The 14,717-nt window shown below is 67.7% G+C and carries 11 protein-coding genes and 1 pseudogene; 7 read left to right on the top strand and 5 right to left on the bottom strand.

The genetic code is table 11. From position 1 onward, the window contains the following. Window positions 1-12 precede the first annotated feature (12 nt). A complete protein-coding gene (locus ACPJW8_RS15150) occupies window positions 13-489 on the top strand; it encodes a metalloregulator ArsR/SmtB family transcription factor (protein WP_330187177.1) in 477 nt (158 codons plus the stop codon). A gap of 157 nt (window positions 490-646) precedes the next feature. Here the strand turns inward: ACPJW8_RS15150 and ACPJW8_RS15145 are convergent, their stop codons facing one another. Beyond that, entirely contained in the window at window positions 647-1,987 is a 1,341-nt protein-coding gene (locus ACPJW8_RS15145) for an alpha-hydroxy acid oxidase (RefSeq protein ID WP_330187178.1), read from the bottom strand. A 72-nt stretch (window positions 1,988-2,059) separates the two neighbouring features. On the opposite strand from ACPJW8_RS15145, the gene ACPJW8_RS15140 reads away from it, so the two are divergent. Next, the gene (locus ACPJW8_RS15140; protein ID WP_330187179.1) at window positions 2,060-2,794 is read left to right on the top strand and encodes a FadR/GntR family transcriptional regulator; all 735 of its coding nucleotides are present in this window, start codon (window positions 2,060-2,062) and stop codon (window positions 2,792-2,794) included. Window positions 2,795-2,897: 103 nt separating this feature from the next. On the opposite strand, the gene ACPJW8_RS15135 is transcribed toward ACPJW8_RS15140, so the two are convergent. After that, window positions 2,898-3,911, bottom strand: coding sequence for a LacI family DNA-binding transcriptional regulator (locus ACPJW8_RS15135; RefSeq protein WP_330187180.1), 1,014 nt, complete (start codon window positions 3,909-3,911; stop codon window positions 2,898-2,900). Window positions 3,912-4,177: 266 nt separating this feature from the next. Here ACPJW8_RS15135 and ACPJW8_RS15130 point away from each other — a divergent pair, with 266 nt between their 5' ends. The 5 genes from ACPJW8_RS15130 to ACPJW8_RS15110 are packed head-to-tail and all read left to right on the top strand — an operon-like array spanning window position 4,178 to window position 10,124. Beyond that, the gene (locus ACPJW8_RS15130) at window positions 4,178-5,620 is read left to right on the top strand and encodes a Gfo/Idh/MocA family oxidoreductase (protein ID WP_330187181.1); all 1,443 of its coding nucleotides are present in this window, start codon (window positions 4,178-4,180) and stop codon (window positions 5,618-5,620) included. A 24-nt stretch (window positions 5,621-5,644) separates the two neighbouring features. Then, on the top strand, window positions 5,645-6,625 hold the full coding sequence (locus ACPJW8_RS15125; RefSeq protein ID WP_330187182.1) for an NAD(P)-dependent oxidoreductase: 981 nt from the start codon (window positions 5,645-5,647) through the stop codon (window positions 6,623-6,625). After that, the gene (locus ACPJW8_RS15120; RefSeq protein WP_330187183.1) at window positions 6,622-7,527 is read left to right on the top strand and encodes a 5-dehydro-4-deoxyglucarate dehydratase; all 906 of its coding nucleotides are present in this window, start codon (window positions 6,622-6,624) and stop codon (window positions 7,525-7,527) included. The genes ACPJW8_RS15125 and ACPJW8_RS15120 overlap by 4 nt, the downstream gene beginning before the upstream one ends. After that, a complete protein-coding gene (locus ACPJW8_RS15115) occupies window positions 7,527-8,642 on the top strand; it encodes a mandelate racemase/muconate lactonizing enzyme family protein (protein ID WP_330187184.1) in 1,116 nt (371 codons plus the stop codon). The genes ACPJW8_RS15120 and ACPJW8_RS15115 overlap by 1 nt, the downstream gene beginning before the upstream one ends. A 30-nt stretch (window positions 8,643-8,672) precedes the next feature. Beyond that, window positions 8,673-10,124 carry an aldehyde dehydrogenase (NADP(+)) gene (locus ACPJW8_RS15110; RefSeq protein WP_330187185.1) on the top strand — a complete coding sequence of 484 codons (1,452 nt, stop codon included), beginning with the start codon at window positions 8,673-8,675 and terminating at the stop codon, window positions 10,122-10,124. Between the two features lie 122 nt (window positions 10,125-10,246). On the opposite strand, the gene ACPJW8_RS15105 is transcribed toward ACPJW8_RS15110, so the two are convergent. The 3 genes and pseudogenes from ACPJW8_RS15105 to ACPJW8_RS15095 form a co-directional block, all read right to left on the bottom strand. Further along, a complete protein-coding gene (locus ACPJW8_RS15105; protein WP_330187186.1) occupies window positions 10,247-11,386 on the bottom strand; it encodes a M24 family metallopeptidase in 1,140 nt (379 codons plus the stop codon). Continuing rightward, on the bottom strand, window positions 11,383-13,506 hold the full coding sequence (locus tag ACPJW8_RS15100; RefSeq protein WP_330187475.1) for a DUF6807 family protein: 2,124 nt from the start codon (window positions 13,504-13,506) through the stop codon (window positions 11,383-11,385). Before ACPJW8_RS15100 ends, ACPJW8_RS15105 begins: the two co-directional genes overlap by 4 nt. A gap of 36 nt (window positions 13,507-13,542) precedes the next feature. Next, window positions 13,543-14,670: pseudogene (locus tag ACPJW8_RS15095) on the bottom strand (acetylxylan esterase); the annotation flags it as partial. Window positions 14,671-14,717: the final 47 nt, after the last annotated feature.

The raw sequence follows: 14,717 nt of genomic DNA, 5'->3' as shown, positions 1-14,717 counted from the left end.
AGGGTGGACTCCATGGTGACAGACGACGTATTTGCCGTCATTGCGGAAGCAACTCGACGGGACATCCTGGTTTCGCTGCGCTCGGGGGACAAAGCCGTGGGTGAACTGGTGGCCGAACTCGACGCCAGCCAGCCCACCATTTCCAAGCACCTGAAGGTCCTGCGCGAAGCCGACCTCGTCAGCATGCGTGCCCAGGGTCAGAAGCGCTACTACACCCTGAACACCGCGCCTCTCGAAGGCGTGGCCGAGTGGCTGGGCGCCTTCAGCGTCGCGGCCGGCGAGCAGGCCCAGCAGCTCACTCCTGCTGAGCCCGCGGACATCCTGGCCCGCGACAACGCAGAGCTGAGTCCCGCCGTCGTGCTCTCCGGTGGGCCGCAACCGGCCACGGACGACACCGTCCCCCAGCAGATCGGCCGTACGGTAGGCCGCGCGGCCACCAAAGCCGCGGACCTCCTGGCGAACCTCCCCAAGTTCGGCCGCAAAAAGTAGCCACGGCGGTGGTTGAGCCTGTCGAAACCCGGGCCGGTGGTTGAGCCTGTCGAAACCGTCGAAACCCGATCTCGCTCCCCAACCGCTCCCTAACCTCGCAAGCTCGGTCAGGGAACCCTGCGGCCGTGGCCCCAAGCTCGATCACCGGATCACCGGATCACCGGTTCAGCAGCCTTACGTGGTCCGGGGTGAGCTCCGAGATTTTGCTGACGCCCAGGAGGGCCATGGTGCGGGCCATGTCCTTCTCGAGGATCTGCAGGGTCCGGTCCACTCCGGCGCGGCCGCCGGCCATCAGTCCGTAGAGGTAGGCGCGGCCAATAAGCGTGAAGTCCGCCCCCAGGGCCAGCGCGGCAACAATGTCCGCGCCGCTCATGATCCCCGTGTCCAGCATGATGGCGGCGTCGGAGTTGTCCGCTGTGAAGGCCTCCTTGACCTCGGGCAGCAGGTGGAACGGGATGGGTGCGCGGTCCAGCTGGCGGCCGCCGTGGTTGGAGAGCACCACGCCGTCCGCGCCGTGGTCAACCACGCGGCGGGCGTCCTCGACGGTCTGGATGCCCTTGACCACCAGCTTGCCCTTCCAGGTTTCGCGGAGCCAATCCAGGTCATCGAAGGTCAGGGTGGGATCGAACATGGAGTTGATCAGGTCAGCCACGGTGCCGGTGTAGCGGGACAGCGAGGCGAACGTGAGGGGCTCGTGGGTGAGGAAGTTGAACCACCAGGCCGGGCGGTAGGACGCATCCAGAACCGTCTTCAGGGTCAATGCCGGCGGGATGGTCATGCCGTTGCGGACGTCCCGCAGGCGGGCTCCCGCGACGGCGGTATCCACGGTGACCATCAGCGTGTCGTTGCCCGCCTTGGCGGCCCGTTCGATCAGTTCCAATGAACGGTCCCGGTCAGTCCACAGGTACAGCTGGAACCAGTTGCGGCCGTTGGGAGCTGCGGCGGCCACGTCCTCGATGGAAGCAGTGCCCATGGTGGAGAGCGTGTACGGGATGCCGGCGGCCTCGGCGGCCTGCGAACCGGCATATTCGCCTTCGGACTGCATCATGCGGGTGAAGCCGGTAGGGGCAATGCCGACCGGCAGGCGGGACGGCTTGCCAAGAATGTCCGTGCTCAGGTCGATGCTGGAGACGTTGCGGAGGATTCCGGGCCGGAACTCGATGTCCAGGAACGCGTTGCGTGCCCGGCGGAGGGTGATTTCCTCTTCAGCCGCGCCGTCCGTGTAGTCGAAAGGAGCCTGCGGGGTGCGGCGTTTGGCGATGTCCCGCAGTTCCCAGATGGTGCTGGCCCGCTTGAGCCGGGCTTCCTTGCTGAACTCCGGCTTCTTGAACTGCATCAGCGGCGCCAGGTCCGAGTACTTGGGCACGCGGCGCTTGAGGGCAGGGGGAAGGGGAGCGGATGAGGTGCCCGCGGCACCCGGCTGCGCCTGGATTCCGGCGGCAGGAGCGTCCGGCGCCGGAGTCACTTCGGGATTGCTGGGCTGGATGGTGTGGGTCATGGCTACCTCCGTTGGTGTGGTCTAACCACACTGTAGGCCATGTGGTCCAACCACATCAACTATGATGTCAGGATGCGCACGCACCAGCTTGTCCTGCAGTGGATCGAGAACCAGCTTTCCGACGGGCAGCTGGCCGTAGGCGGCCGCCTGCCCGCCGAGCGCACCCTGGCCGAACAACTGCGGGTTTCGCGCACCTCAGTCCGGGAAGCCATCCGGGTCCTGGAGGCCATGGGGGTGGTCCGCGCCGGCGTGGGATCAGGTCCTGACGCCGGAACCATCGTGATTTCAGATCCGACGGCGGCACTTGGCTCGGCCCTGCGCCTTCATGTTGCCACGCAGCACCTGCCCGTGGCGGACATCGTGGAAACCCGCGTCCTCCTTGAATCCTGGGCCGCAGCCCACATCCGTCCGGATGCGCCGCAGCTGGAAGCCGCCGCTGCGCTCCTGGACCGGATGGACGCCGTCGGACATTCCCCTGACGGGACCGCACCCGTTTCCGCCGGCACTGCCGTTGATGAGTTCCTGGCCCTCGATGTCCACTTCCATCTTGCCCTTGCCGACGCCGCGGGCAATGCGGTGGTCAGCGCCATGATGGGTTCGCTGCGGGAAGCGATCCAGGGCTATGCGGCGCGGCTTACGGCGAATTTGCCGGACTGGGACGCCACGGCGTCGCGCCTGCGGGAGGAGCACCGCGGCATCCTGGCGGCCATCCGGAACAACGACGGCGGGCGCGCGGCGGAGCTGGTCGCTGCCCACATCGAGGGGTACTACCGCGAGGCTGGGGTTGAGCGCCCGCACGGGGCCTGATCCGGCCGCGTGAGGTCCGAATCGGCGTCGAGATGGCACTTCGTGGCAGTGTCCGTGAGGAACATTGCCGCGAAGTGCCACCTCGCGGGGAGCGGGGGGGGGGCTACTTCTTGGCCGGGCCCGTGCTGGCGCGGACTTCGAGGCGTGGCTGGTAGCGGCTGCCTGAAGTGTCGCTGCCTTCCTGGCGGATGAGGGCGCGCATCTGCTGCCAGGCGTCCTGGCCCAGTTCCGTAATGGGCACCGCCGCGGTGGTGAGCGCGGGTGTGGTGTACCTGGCGAAGGGGATGTCATCAAAGCCGGTGACGGAGATGTCTCCGGGGACGTCCACACCGCGTTCGTGGAGGCCGCTCATCAGGCCCATGGCGACGAGGTCGTTGAATGCGAGGATTCCGGTGGCTCCGCTTTCCAGGACCGCGTCCACTGCTTCGTGGCCGGTGTCGAAGTCCGAGCCGCCCTCCAGCATGGTGACATCGACCTGCGGGTGGGCGGCCTTGAAGGCGTCCAGGCCTTCGAGGCGGCGTGCGTTGGAGGCGCTTCGCGGCGGACCGGCCAGGAAGGCCAGCCGGGTGTGGCCGAGGTTCACCAGGTGTTCGGCGATGTCCTGGACGCCCTGGCCGTAATCGACCACCAGGGTGGGAACCCCCTTGGCGGCCGTGGTCCGGTTGATCAGGACCAGCGGGTGCAGCGAGGGGATGATCTCTTCGAGCTCGGCGTCGCTCATGCGGGGCGCGCAGAGAACCAGGCCGTCGCATCGACGCCGTGCCTCGCCCGCCAGGATGGCTTCCTCGCTGGATACTTCGAAGGAATCGGCGATCAGCACACGGTAGCCGTCCTGGGCGGCGGCCCGGCTGAGCCCGCGGAGGATGGCCTGGAAGGTGGGGTTTGCCAGATCCGGGACCACGATGCCGATGGTGTCCGTCTTGCCCAGTGCAAGGCTGCGGCCCACAGGGTTGGGCTGGTACTTCAGCTCCGCGGCGGCAGCCTTGACCCGGGCGGCGATGTCCGGGTCCACGGTGAAGTTGCCGTTCATAACACGGGAAACCGTGGCATGGGACACCCCGGCCTTGACGGCAACGTCTGCGATGCCGATCCTGCCCGTGGCGGATCTCCTGACCATCTTCGAACCCTTTCTCAGCAAGCCGCGCCGCCTGCTGCCAGCGGTTTTCCGGTGTTGTTCCGGGATCGCCGGAGGCGGCGCAATGACTCACAGCATATAACGCCTGCGCCAAGAGTCTAGAAAACGTTTTCTCCCAAGGGGGATAATGGTTGACGGAAGTCTGTTTCTGTTGATACAACTCATATAACGGACTGAGAAACCGCTTTCTCGCACAAAGGTGTGGCGCAGGTTCTCAGAGTAATGAGCTTTCGAAAGGACCCTCTCTCATGGTCAACGTAGTCGAGTCGGGTTCAGCCGGCCCCGCCGCAGGTACAACCACAGGCACAAACACGGACACCACCGCAGGTACAAACGCAGGCACCGGCAAGGCCCGCATCGCCCTCATCGGGACCGGCGGCCGCTCGGAGATGTACATCCGCGCCATCTTCGGCGAGCACGCGGACACGGCGGAACTCATCGCTTTTTCCGACGTGAACCCGGGGCGGGTGGAGTACTACCAGCAGCTCATCCAGGAACTGGGAGCACCCGGGCCCGTTGCGGCCTTCGACCCGGCAGACCTCACGGCCTTCATCCAGGAAAACAGTATTGACCGGGTAGTGGTGACCACTCCTGACTACACCCATGCGGACTACATCGTTGAGGCACTCGAGGCGGGTGCCGACGTTGTCGTTGAAAAGCCCCTGACCATCGACGCCGAAGGGTGCCGCCGGATCACCAAAGCCGTGCAGGAGACCGGCCGCAACGTGGTGGTCACCTTCAACTACCGCTACTCGCCCCGCAACAGCGCGCTCAAAGAGATCATCCAGAGCGGCGTGATCGGCAAGGTCACCTCGATCGACTTCAGCTGGGTCCTGGACACCGTCCACGGCGCAGACTACTTCCGCCGCTGGCACCGCGAAAAGAAGAACTCCGGCGGCCTGCTGATCCACAAGGCCTCCCACCACTTCGACCTGGTCAACTGGTGGATCAACGACGTCCCGGAGCGCGTCTTCGCCTCCGGCGGCCTCAAGTTCTACGGCGACCAGAACGCTGCCGAGCGCGGCCTGGGTGAGCGTCCGGAACGTGGAACTCCCGACGCCGGTGCTCCCGCCAACCCGGATCCCTTCACCCTTGACCTCCGCGAGGACGAGCGGCTGAAGGCGCTGTTCCTGGACAACGAACACTACGACGGCTACCGCCGCGACCAGGACGTCTTCACGTCCGGAATCACCATTGAGGACAACCTGGCACTGGTGGTGGAGTACCAGGGCGGCCCGCGCCTGAGCTACTCCCTGAACGCCCACAGCCCCTGGGAGGGCTACCGGGTTGCCGTGAACGGAACCGAGGGCCGCGCAGAGCTGGAGGTGGTGGAGCGCGCCGCCGTCACCAGCAGCACTGACAAGAAAAACGTGGTGGACCCCAGCGCCACACCCGTCGAGGAAGAGGACGCAATCCGCCGGAACGGTGAGCGCCTGGTGGTCCAGCGCCACTGGGAACCTGCGTATGAGGTGCCGATCGTCAACGGGGAAGGCGGCCACGGCGGCGGTGACAAGCTCCTCCTCTCGGACCTCTTCAACGGACCGGGCGAGGACCCCCTGGGCCGCCCATCCGGGTACCTGGACGGTCTCCGTTCAGTCTCCGTGGGCATCGCCGGCAACCGCTCCCTCGAGTCCTCGCTGCCGGTCCGGGTTGAAGACCTGGACCTCGGCGTGGACCTCCGCCGCAGCTAGCGGCCCGAAACCTAAGGAACCAACATGAGCAGGATCTTTGTGACCGGCGGCTCCGGCCGGCTGGGCCGCAGCGTGGTGGCAGGGCTGGCGGAAGCAGGGCACCAGGTGATCTCGGTGGACCGCGAAGCCATTCCCGCAGACCAGCTGCCTGCGGGCGTGGAGCAGGAAACCGGTGACCTCCTGGCACCGGGCGAGGCCCTGCGCCTCCTGAAGGAAACCAATCCCGACGCCGTCATTCACCTTGCGGCCATTGCCGTACCGTTCAGCGCACCCGAGGACGTCATTTTCGCGACCAACACGCGGCTGGCCTACGCCGTGATCAGCGCGGCCACTGATCTGGGCGTGCCGAAGATCGTCACGGCCAGCAGCCCCACCGTGCTGGGGTACGGCTCGCCCGCGGGCTGGCTGCCGGACGCCTTCCCGCTGGACGAACGCACCACGCCCAAGCCCTGGAACGCCTACGCGCTGTCCAAGCTGATTGCCGAACAGACGGTGCAGATGTTCGCCGCGGCGCAGGGGGACAGGATCCGGTACGCCGCGTTCCGGCCCTGCTACGTGATCTCGCCCGAGGAATGGGAGGGCGCGCCCACCCAGCAAGGCCACACCCTGGCCGAGCGGCTGGCCGATCCCGCTTTGTCCGCACCGGCCCTGTTCAACTACGTCGACGCCCGGGACGTGGCCGATTTCCTGGACCTGCTCCTGGCGAAGATGGACAGTATCCCCAACGGCGAGACCTTTTTTGTAGGCGCAGCCGACGCCCTCGCCACCGCTCCACTGGCCGAACTTATGCCGCGGTTCCTGCCCGGCAGTGACGCCATCAGCGCCGGGCTGACCGGAACCAGCCCGGCCTTTTCCATCGCCAAAGCCCAGGAACTGCTCGGCTGGCAGCCCAAGCGCAGCTGGCGCACCGAACTCAACCCCAGCCTCAACCCCGCCCTCACTGACGAGGCATCCGCCGCGCTGGTCACAGCCGGTACGGGGTCCGGATCCAAGGAGACACCATGAAATTCGACGGCGTACTGTTCTTTCCCGTCACCCCGTTCACCCCTGAAGGCAGCGTCGACGTTGAGCTGCTCAAGGAGCACATCGCGTCCCGGCTGCCGTTCGGCCCCGGCGGCGTGTTCCCCGCCTGCGGTACCGGCGAGTTCCACGCGCTGAGCATCGACGAGGTCAGCACCGTGGTGAGTGCCGCCGTCGAGGTTGTGGCCGGAAAGGTCCCGGTGGTTGCCGGTGCCGGCGGACCGCTGGGCCACGCGCTCGCCGCCGCCCGTGCCGCCGAGGCAGCGGGCGCTGACGCACTGCTGGTCCTGCCGCCCTACCTGGTCACCGGCCCCACCGACGGCCTGGTGGCCTACATCGAGGCCGTGGCCAATGCCAGCAGCCTGCCGGTGATCGTCTACCACCGCGGCAACGCGAAATTCACGGCCGCATCCATGGCGCAGCTGGCGGCGAACCCGAAGGTGGTGGGCTTCAAGGACGGTCTGGGTGATGTGGGCCTGGCGCAGGAAATCGTCTCAGCAGTCCGTGCCACGGGCCGCGAGGACTTCGCGTTCTTCAACGGGCTGCTCACGGCCGAGCTGACGCAGGGCGCCTACCGTGGCCTGGGCATCCCGCTCTACTCGTCCGCCGCGTTCGCCATGGCCCCGGAAATCGCCAAGGCCTACTACGACGCCTACGAATCCGGCGACGAAGAGCGCCGCAATGCACTGCTGGAAGGCTTCTACGCTCCGCTGGTACGCCTCCGCGACCAGACCCCGGGCTTCGGCGTTTCGCTGATCAAGGCCGGCCTGCGCCTGGGCGGCCTGCCGGTGGGTTCCGTCCGGCCGCCGCTTGTTGATCCCACCGAGGACCAGCTGCTGGAACTCAAGGCGATCCTGGCCAAGGGCCACGAGCTGGCCGGCCGCTGATGAGTGCCCCCGCCGTCGTATCCCCAGCCGTCAAGGCTGCCCCGCGCATCACCGGCCTGTCCACCCGGCTCATCACTGTCCCGCTGCGCCGCAGCTGGGGTGTGGAAGCGCCGGAAAACCACGTGATCGTCACCGAACTGCAGACTGACGGCGGCGGCGCGGGGCACGGTTTCTCCTGGACGCCCACCATCGGCCCGCAAGCAGTCAAGGCCCTCCTTGATTACGACGTCGCCCCCTTTATCGCAGGGCTCCCGGCACAGCCTGAAGCGGTGTGGGACGCACTGTGGAAGCGGCTGCATGAGGCAGGCGGCGGGGGACTGACCACCATCGCGATGGCCGGCGTCGACCTTGCCCTATGGGACCTGCAGGCCCGCCGGGCCGGCACCGCGGTAACGGGGCTGCTGGGCCAGCGGCAGGAGTCGGCGGAGGTGTATGGATCCGGCGTGAACCTGCACTACACGCTGGAGGAGCTGGTGGCGCAGACGGAACGCTGGGTCGCTGCCGGCCACCGCGCCGTGAAGATCAAGGTGGGCAAGCCGGACATCCGCGAGGACGCCGAACGCGTCGCCGCCGTCCGCTCCGTACTGGGCCCGGACCGCAAACTGATGATCGACGCCAACCAGCGCTGGGATCTTCCTACCACGCTTCGTGCCCTGGACGTCCTGGCACCGTACGGGCTGGAGTGGCTGGAGGAACCCATCCGGGCGGACGATCTCTGGGCCTACCGGCGGCTCCGCAAGCATTCACCGGTACCCATCGCACTGGGCGAAAACCTGCACACCATCTACCGGTTCCGCGACTTCATCGATGCCGAAGCCGTGGACATCATCCAGCCCAACATCATCCGGGTTGGCGGCATCACACCGTTCCGGCGGATCGTGGAACTGGCACGGACCAACAGCATCAAGGTCATGCCGCACCTGCTCCCGGAACTGTCCGGCCAGCTGGCCCTGACCCTCGCCGAGCCCACCCTGGTGGAGGACGTGGAGGACGCGTCCTTCGAGCAGCTTGGCATCCTCTCCGGGCCTGCGCCGGTCCGGTTCAGCAACAGCCGGGTGACCCTGACGGACCAGCCGGGACTCGGATTCCGCTTCGCCGGGCCGGCACCTGAGTAATCAATCCAGCCAAACAGAACAGGCAACTACGTGACCACAGCAACCCTTTCCCTGTCAGAGCTCACCGCTGCCGCCACGGAGGCGGCCAAAGTCACCGCAGCAGCGTCCGACGCCGAACGGGCGGGTTGGCTGAATGCCGTCGCCGATGCGCTGGATGCCAATGCCGCAGAACTCGTGGAGATCGCCGATTCCGAGACCCGCCTGGGCACTGCCCGGCTCACCGGTGAGGTGGCCCGCACCACCGGCCAGCTGCGGCTTTTTGCCCGCGTTATCACCGAAGGCTCCTACCTGGAGGCCGTGATCGACCACGCCGATCCCTCAGCGACGCCGCCCAAGCCTGATCTTCGCAGGATCCTGCGGCCGATCGGCCCCGTGGCCGTGTTCTCCGCCTCCAACTTCCCGTTTGCCTTCTCCGTAGCCGGCGGCGACACTGCCTCGGCGCTGGCTGTGGGCTGCCCGGTGATCGTCAAGGCACACTCGGGGCACCTTCGTCTGTCCGAACGGACCGCGGAGACTGTGGCCGAGGCCCTGCGTTCCGCCGGAGCGCCGGAAGGCATCTTCGCGCTGGTCAGCGGCCGTGAGCAGGGGACCGCGCTGGTGCAGGATCCCGCCATCAAAGCCGTGGGCTTCACCGGCTCCATCCCCGGCGGCCGCGCGCTCTTTGACCTCGCCACCTCCCGGCCGGAACCCATCCCGTTCTACGGCGAGCTGGGCAGCCTGAACCCGGTGGTGATCACGGGCGCTGCCCTCGCCGAGCGGTCTGAGCAGCTGGCAGCCGGGCTGGCGGCGTCCTTCACCATGGGGGCAGGGCAGTTCTGCACCAAGCCGGGCCTGGTGTTCATCCCGGCCGGAACGTCCTTTGCCGCAGACCTGGCCGAGGCAACCAAGGACAAACCCGCCGCCGGCATGCTGACGGACCGGATCGCGGAGGCATACCCGGACGGGCTGCGCAGCGTTGCCTCCCTTCCTGATGTTGCGGTGGTCAGCGGAACCGTGGACCAGGACGCAGGGGCCAACGGCGCCGCTCCGGTGGTCTTTTCAACCTCCGCCGCCAACGTGCTGCAGCGGCCCGACGAGCTCCTCGAGGAGTGCTTCGGGCCCACCACCCTGCTGATTGAGTACTCCGGGCCGGAGGAGCTTTCCCAGGTGCTGGCCAAGGTGCCGGGCAGCCTCACGGCCACCGTGCACGCGCAGCCGGACGAGGACGTTTCCGCCCTGGTGGACCAGCTGACCGGGCTGGCCGGCCGCGTCCTGTTCGACGGCTGGCCCACCGGCGTGGCCGTCAACTGGGCACAGCAGCACGGCGGCCCGTACCCGGCCACTACCTCCCTGTTCACTTCGGTAGGCGCGACGGCGGTCCGCAGGTTCCAGCGCCCCGTGGCCTACCAGGATGCTCCGGAAGCCGTGCTCCACCCTGCGCTGCGGGAAGGCAACCCGCTGGGTATTCCCCGCCGCGTGGATGGCGAGCTGGTGCTCCGGTAACGGAAAAAACCCCGGCTTGTGGAGATATCCCTACCGCGTACGCGGGTGGTTTCTCCATAAGCCGGGGTTTTTTGTGTTCGGGGGCGTACGGGGTTTGCGTGTGCGGGGCGTGCCACCCGGGCCTACAGCTGCAGCGTTACCGGCCGCGCCAGGCCGTTGACCGTACTGACAGGCCACCGCGGATCCACGGAGAGCACCTGCACGCCGGCTTCCGTCAACTGCACGGTGTCCTCGATCTTCACGCCCGGGCCGGAGGGGTTCCAGGTGAACGGCTGGTTCAGCACTACCTGGTCCGTGGCCGAGGCCGTCACGCGGGGGTCGCGGCCTGCGTATCCTGCGGGGCCGCCCTGGTGGTGAAGTTCCCACTGGTCCGGTCCGAAGCCGTGGCGTGCATATGCGGACTTGATCTCGGCAAAGATCCGGTCCAGTCGGGCACCGGGGACGGTGGCGTCGAAGATGTCGGCTTCGACCGCGGCGATCCGGGCCTCCGCATCCAGCTCCCGGGGTGTTGAGGCGTCAAAGCGTACCCAGCGCGTGATGTTGGCGATGAGTCCGTTCCGGCGGGCACACACCACGGCCATGGCGCGGCGGCCCAGGGGACTGTGGGTGGCCAGGGGATGCCGGAATTCGCTGCGGGAGCTGCCGTTGCACAGCAGCACCAGCGGCTCGGCCCCGGAGGCAACCACGCCGGCGGAGAGCCGGGACATCACCTCGAACTCCGTAGTGGCAGGCGTCGCTGTGGACAGGACATCCGTCATCATCTCCGCCACCTCGGCACACAGCCGGGCGTAGCGGGCGCTCTCGCCGGGCAGCAGCTGCTGCCTCGCCGCACGGAGTTCATCCACGACGGCGGACTCCGCCAGGGGCGCGCCGTCGCCGAGGCCCGCGGCTGCTTCGTGCAGGTTCCCGTACCAGGGCACACTGTGCAGCGCGACGCCGTCGGGGAGCTCTTCTGCGGCAATCCGGGCGGCCTCGTTGTTGAAGGTGACCAGGTGATCGCCGGCCCGGTCCACCAGGAGCGCGGCAATGGGATCGCCGGCCAAGCTGATGTGCACGCGGCTGCCGTCCAGGTACCAGGTGAGGGCCGTGTTGCTGGTGAGCAGGAGCGAGTCACTGCCGGAGGAGTCCAGGATCTCCAGGACCCTTTGCCGCTTGACTGCCCTGTCTGCTGCGGAACTGCCTACAGCTGGGCCGCCGGCCGTGGCGGGGTGGGCTGGGTTGTCTGCCACAACAGAAGCTGCTCCGGCGGTGGTCTGGCTCATGAATGGCCCTTCTGGTTGATCAGTTCTTCAATGTCTGCTGTGCCGAGGATGCCGTCGGCCACAAAAACGGTGATGCTGCGGCGTACCGGAGCGCCGGGTTCGGCCATGACCGGGGCGTCCCAGGCCAGTGACTGGCCCACGCCCGGGTAGCCGTCCACACGCACGAACCAGGGGTCGCTGGATTCCGCCGCGGCCACAAAGACGAGGGTTGCGTCGCCCGCTGATGTGCCGCCGTCGGACTCTCCAGTCCCAAACTGTCCAGTCCCAAACTTTCCCGACCAGGCCAGCCACGGCGTGACGCTGCCGTGCACGTCTGTTTCGCCGGCGCCGGAAGGCGTCCAGACGCGGGCGTCGTCGCATGCGGGCAGCCGCCAGAAGAAGCCCCCGTAGCCGCCCTGGTGCCGTCCGTTGGAGCCGGGGCTGCCCAGGCTGACGGGTTCGTTGCCGGCGGGGGAGAGCGCGAAGTCGAGCGTGAGGCGCCAGGCGGAGGAGCTGACTGCTGCCCACTCACAGGTGCGTTCCTCCGTGAGGATGGGTTCGCCGTCGGGCCCGTTCCAGGAGAGCGATTCACTGAGCCGCCCGTCACCTTCCCCGCCCCCTTCCCAACTAGGTAGCAGTAGGTGCCCTTTAGAAGCCTCAGAAGGGCAACAAGTGCTACTTAGTTGGGGGGTGGAGCCGGGGACGGGCGTGATGGTTCCGTGGTCCGGACGCCAGACGTACTGCCCGGCCTCGCGGGTGTAGGTGCGGCCGCCCCAGAAATTCACGCCGTTGACGTCCTGCAGGGCCACGCCGGCTCCCAGGTGCCACACGTGGTCCAGGGGCTGGTGGTCGGTGACGACGGTGCCGGCCAGGGTGCGGACCGGATGCAGGTACGGCCTGGGCGAGGAGACGGCCCGGATATGGCTGCCGTCCTGGTACTCCGCCACCGGCTGCCCGTTGATGTCCAGCGTCAGGACCGGAGGGAGCGTGCGTGCCCACTTGACGCCGAGCTCCGCGAAGGTGGCCTGTGCCTTGGCCGCACGCTCAATCAGCGCGTCTATACCGTGGACGACGGCGTGGGAATCGTCCCCGTCGCCTTCCCAGGTGAGGTGCCCGGCCGGGATTTCCTGCGGTGCGGGCGCGGTGCGGATGGCCTCGAGCACGGAGGTGAACGCGCCGCTGCCGGCCAGCGGGCTCAGCAGGGGAGCGCCCGAGGCCCGCGCCTCGAGGAGGTTTTCCAGGAGGTCCTGGCGGCCGTATTGTTCCCGGCGCTCGCCGTCCGGGGTGGTAATAAGGAGTTCGTCTTCGGTGTAGGAAAGTGTGATGTCGCCGCGTGTTCCGTGGATGGTGACTGTCGGTTTCTGCTGCTCCGGAGCGCAGAGGGTCAGCGCACACAGCAGCGTCCGCCCCGCCGCAGTGCGGACCCGGATCACGGAAGTGTCGTCGCTCTCGGTGGGATGCGCCCGGTACAGGTCGGGCTCCACGGAGGCAACGTCGGCAATCGTCCGCGCTCCGGCCATCGCCAGCCCCGTGGCAATGGCGTGCGCCAGAGCGTTGGTTCCCACGCCGTCCACCACGTCAACACCGTTGATGCTGCGCTTTCCGGCCCAGGCGGAGCGTTTGAAGTAGCCCTTGGTGCGCAGCCATTTGCCTTTGGCGCTCAGACCCAGGACCTCGCCAACCGTGCCGTCAGCCACCAGTTTCTCGACGGCGGGAAGCGCCTCCGAGCCCAGGCTCTGGAAGCCCACCTGGACCAGGCGGCCGGCGCCCGTTGCGGCGTCGAGCACCTCCTGGAACTGGGCCATGGATGCCACCGGAGGCTTTTCCACGTAGACGTCGGCGCGGGACGCCAGGGCCTTCAGTGCCAGGGGGGCGTGGGTCTGGATGGGCGTGGAGATAATGACGACGTCGGCGTCCACGCCGGAGGCCAGGAGCTGGTCCAGGTCCCCGAACACGGCCACCGATTCGGCGAGCCGGCCGGCCTCAGGAGGATTGGGATCCGCGACGGCCACCAGTTCCAGCTTGCCGGCCGACTCGAGCCGGGCCAGGTTGGCCAGATGGCGCTCGCCGAAGCCGTGCACGCCCACCAGCGCGACGCGGGGCCGCCCCTTTTCGGCCGTACCCTCCCAACCAGGTAGCACTTGTTGCCCTTTTGGGGCTTCTAAAGGGCAACTATTGCTACCTGGTTGGGCAAGCCCGGCGGTCAGGAAGCCGATCGCCTCGTCCTGCATGTCCACCGTGAAGGCGTGGCCGCCCGGCCAGAAGCTCCCGGTGTAACGCGATCCGCCCAGCGACGAGAGCACCTCGTGGGCCTGCCGCATGCCGGCCTCGGGGAACAGCGGGTCCGCCAGCGCATATTGCACCAGGATGTCCGCGGTGGAACGGCCTGCCAGCTCCGGCCAATCGCCCAGCTTCCACAACCCGGGCGTCTGCAGCAGCCAGGAATGCGCGTCCAGGTAAGCGGGCAGCAATGAATCGAAGGTGGTCATCATGCACGTCACCACGTAACTGCGGATGCGCGGACTGAGCGCGGCGAGTGCCAGGGACCGGCCGCCCCCGCCCGAGAAGCCGAGGCAGCCAAGCCGGTTTTCATCGACGTCCGGCAGCGCGGCCAGGACCTCCAGGGCGGCGAGGTCATCGTGCGCCACCATTCCGGCGAGGCTGGTGCCCAGCAGTCCCGCAGCCTTTGCCACGGTGTCCTCATGGATTGCGGCCGCGGCGTTGTAGCGCTCGGCTTCGGAAGGCACGACGCCGTCCTGCCGCCATTGCGCCTCCCTGGCCTCAAGGGCGGACGCGGTGCGCCATGGCGGGGTTTCGAGGTCAAAGCGGCGGCTGCCCCACGAGAACGCGTCGTGGGCCAGGACGGCGAAGCCCCGTCGGGCGGTTTCCGTGGCGAGCGCCCGGCCGTCGTAGTGCCCGGCTTTGGAGCGCGCCGCCAGGGGGTGGGTTTCCGGCAGTTCCACCAGGCGCTCGGCGCCATCGAACTTATTGCCTCCGTGGCAGTGCAGTGCGAGCACGCCGGGCAACGGGCCCGAACTTCCGGCCGGCCGCATCAGCCAACCGGTGGTTCGTGGCCCGAAGCCCAACTGCCAGCTGAGCTGGGAGGTGGTGACGCCGTCGTGCGTTTCTTCCCAGTGAACCGTCACCTCTGGAGAGCCGGACACAGCCGGGACCCCCAGCGCATCCGCCAGTTCCTGTCCTTCCGCCGTGGCGGCCAGGTAACGGGGATGCGCCTGGACGTAGGCAGGCCAGTCGTTGTATCCGGCGATGGCGCTGGGCCGTACCGGCGGGGTGTTGGTGCTCACTGGCCTGCCTACTGTTTGAAAGGACGGATGTCCGGGGGTCTATTGAC

The organism is Pseudarthrobacter sp. J47 (assembly GCF_049810315.1).
In the GTDB taxonomy this organism is placed as follows: Bacteria; Actinomycetota; Actinomycetes; order Actinomycetales; family Micrococcaceae; genus Arthrobacter.
The sequence above is the reverse complement of the archived record's forward strand: the minus strand, read 5'-3'. Positions and strand labels throughout refer to the sequence as shown.

What these genes read in the sequence shown, in the direction of transcription:
- ACPJW8_RS15150 (WP_330187177.1), top strand. Translation starts at nt 13, where the DNA reads ATGGTGACAGACGACGTATTTGCCGTCATTGCGGAAGCAACTCGACGG.
- ACPJW8_RS15145 (WP_330187178.1), bottom strand. Translation starts at nt 1,987, where the DNA reads ATGACCCACACCATCCAGCCCAGCAATCCCGAAGTGACTCCGGCGCCG.
- ACPJW8_RS15140 (WP_330187179.1), top strand. Translation starts at nt 2,060, where the DNA reads ATGCGCACGCACCAGCTTGTCCTGCAGTGGATCGAGAACCAGCTTTCC.
- ACPJW8_RS15135 (WP_330187180.1), bottom strand. Translation starts at nt 3,911, where the DNA reads ATGGTCAGGAGATCCGCCACGGGCAGGATCGGCATCGCAGACGTTGCC.
- ACPJW8_RS15130 (WP_330187181.1), top strand. Translation starts at nt 4,178, where the DNA reads ATGGTCAACGTAGTCGAGTCGGGTTCAGCCGGCCCCGCCGCAGGTACA.
- ACPJW8_RS15125 (WP_330187182.1), top strand. Translation starts at nt 5,645, where the DNA reads ATGAGCAGGATCTTTGTGACCGGCGGCTCCGGCCGGCTGGGCCGCAGC.
- ACPJW8_RS15120 (WP_330187183.1), top strand. Translation starts at nt 6,622, where the DNA reads ATGAAATTCGACGGCGTACTGTTCTTTCCCGTCACCCCGTTCACCCCT.
- ACPJW8_RS15115 (WP_330187184.1), top strand. Translation starts at nt 7,527, where the DNA reads ATGAGTGCCCCCGCCGTCGTATCCCCAGCCGTCAAGGCTGCCCCGCGC.
- ACPJW8_RS15105 (WP_330187186.1), bottom strand. Translation starts at nt 11,386, where the DNA reads ATGAGCCAGACCACCGCCGGAGCAGCTTCTGTTGTGGCAGACAACCCA.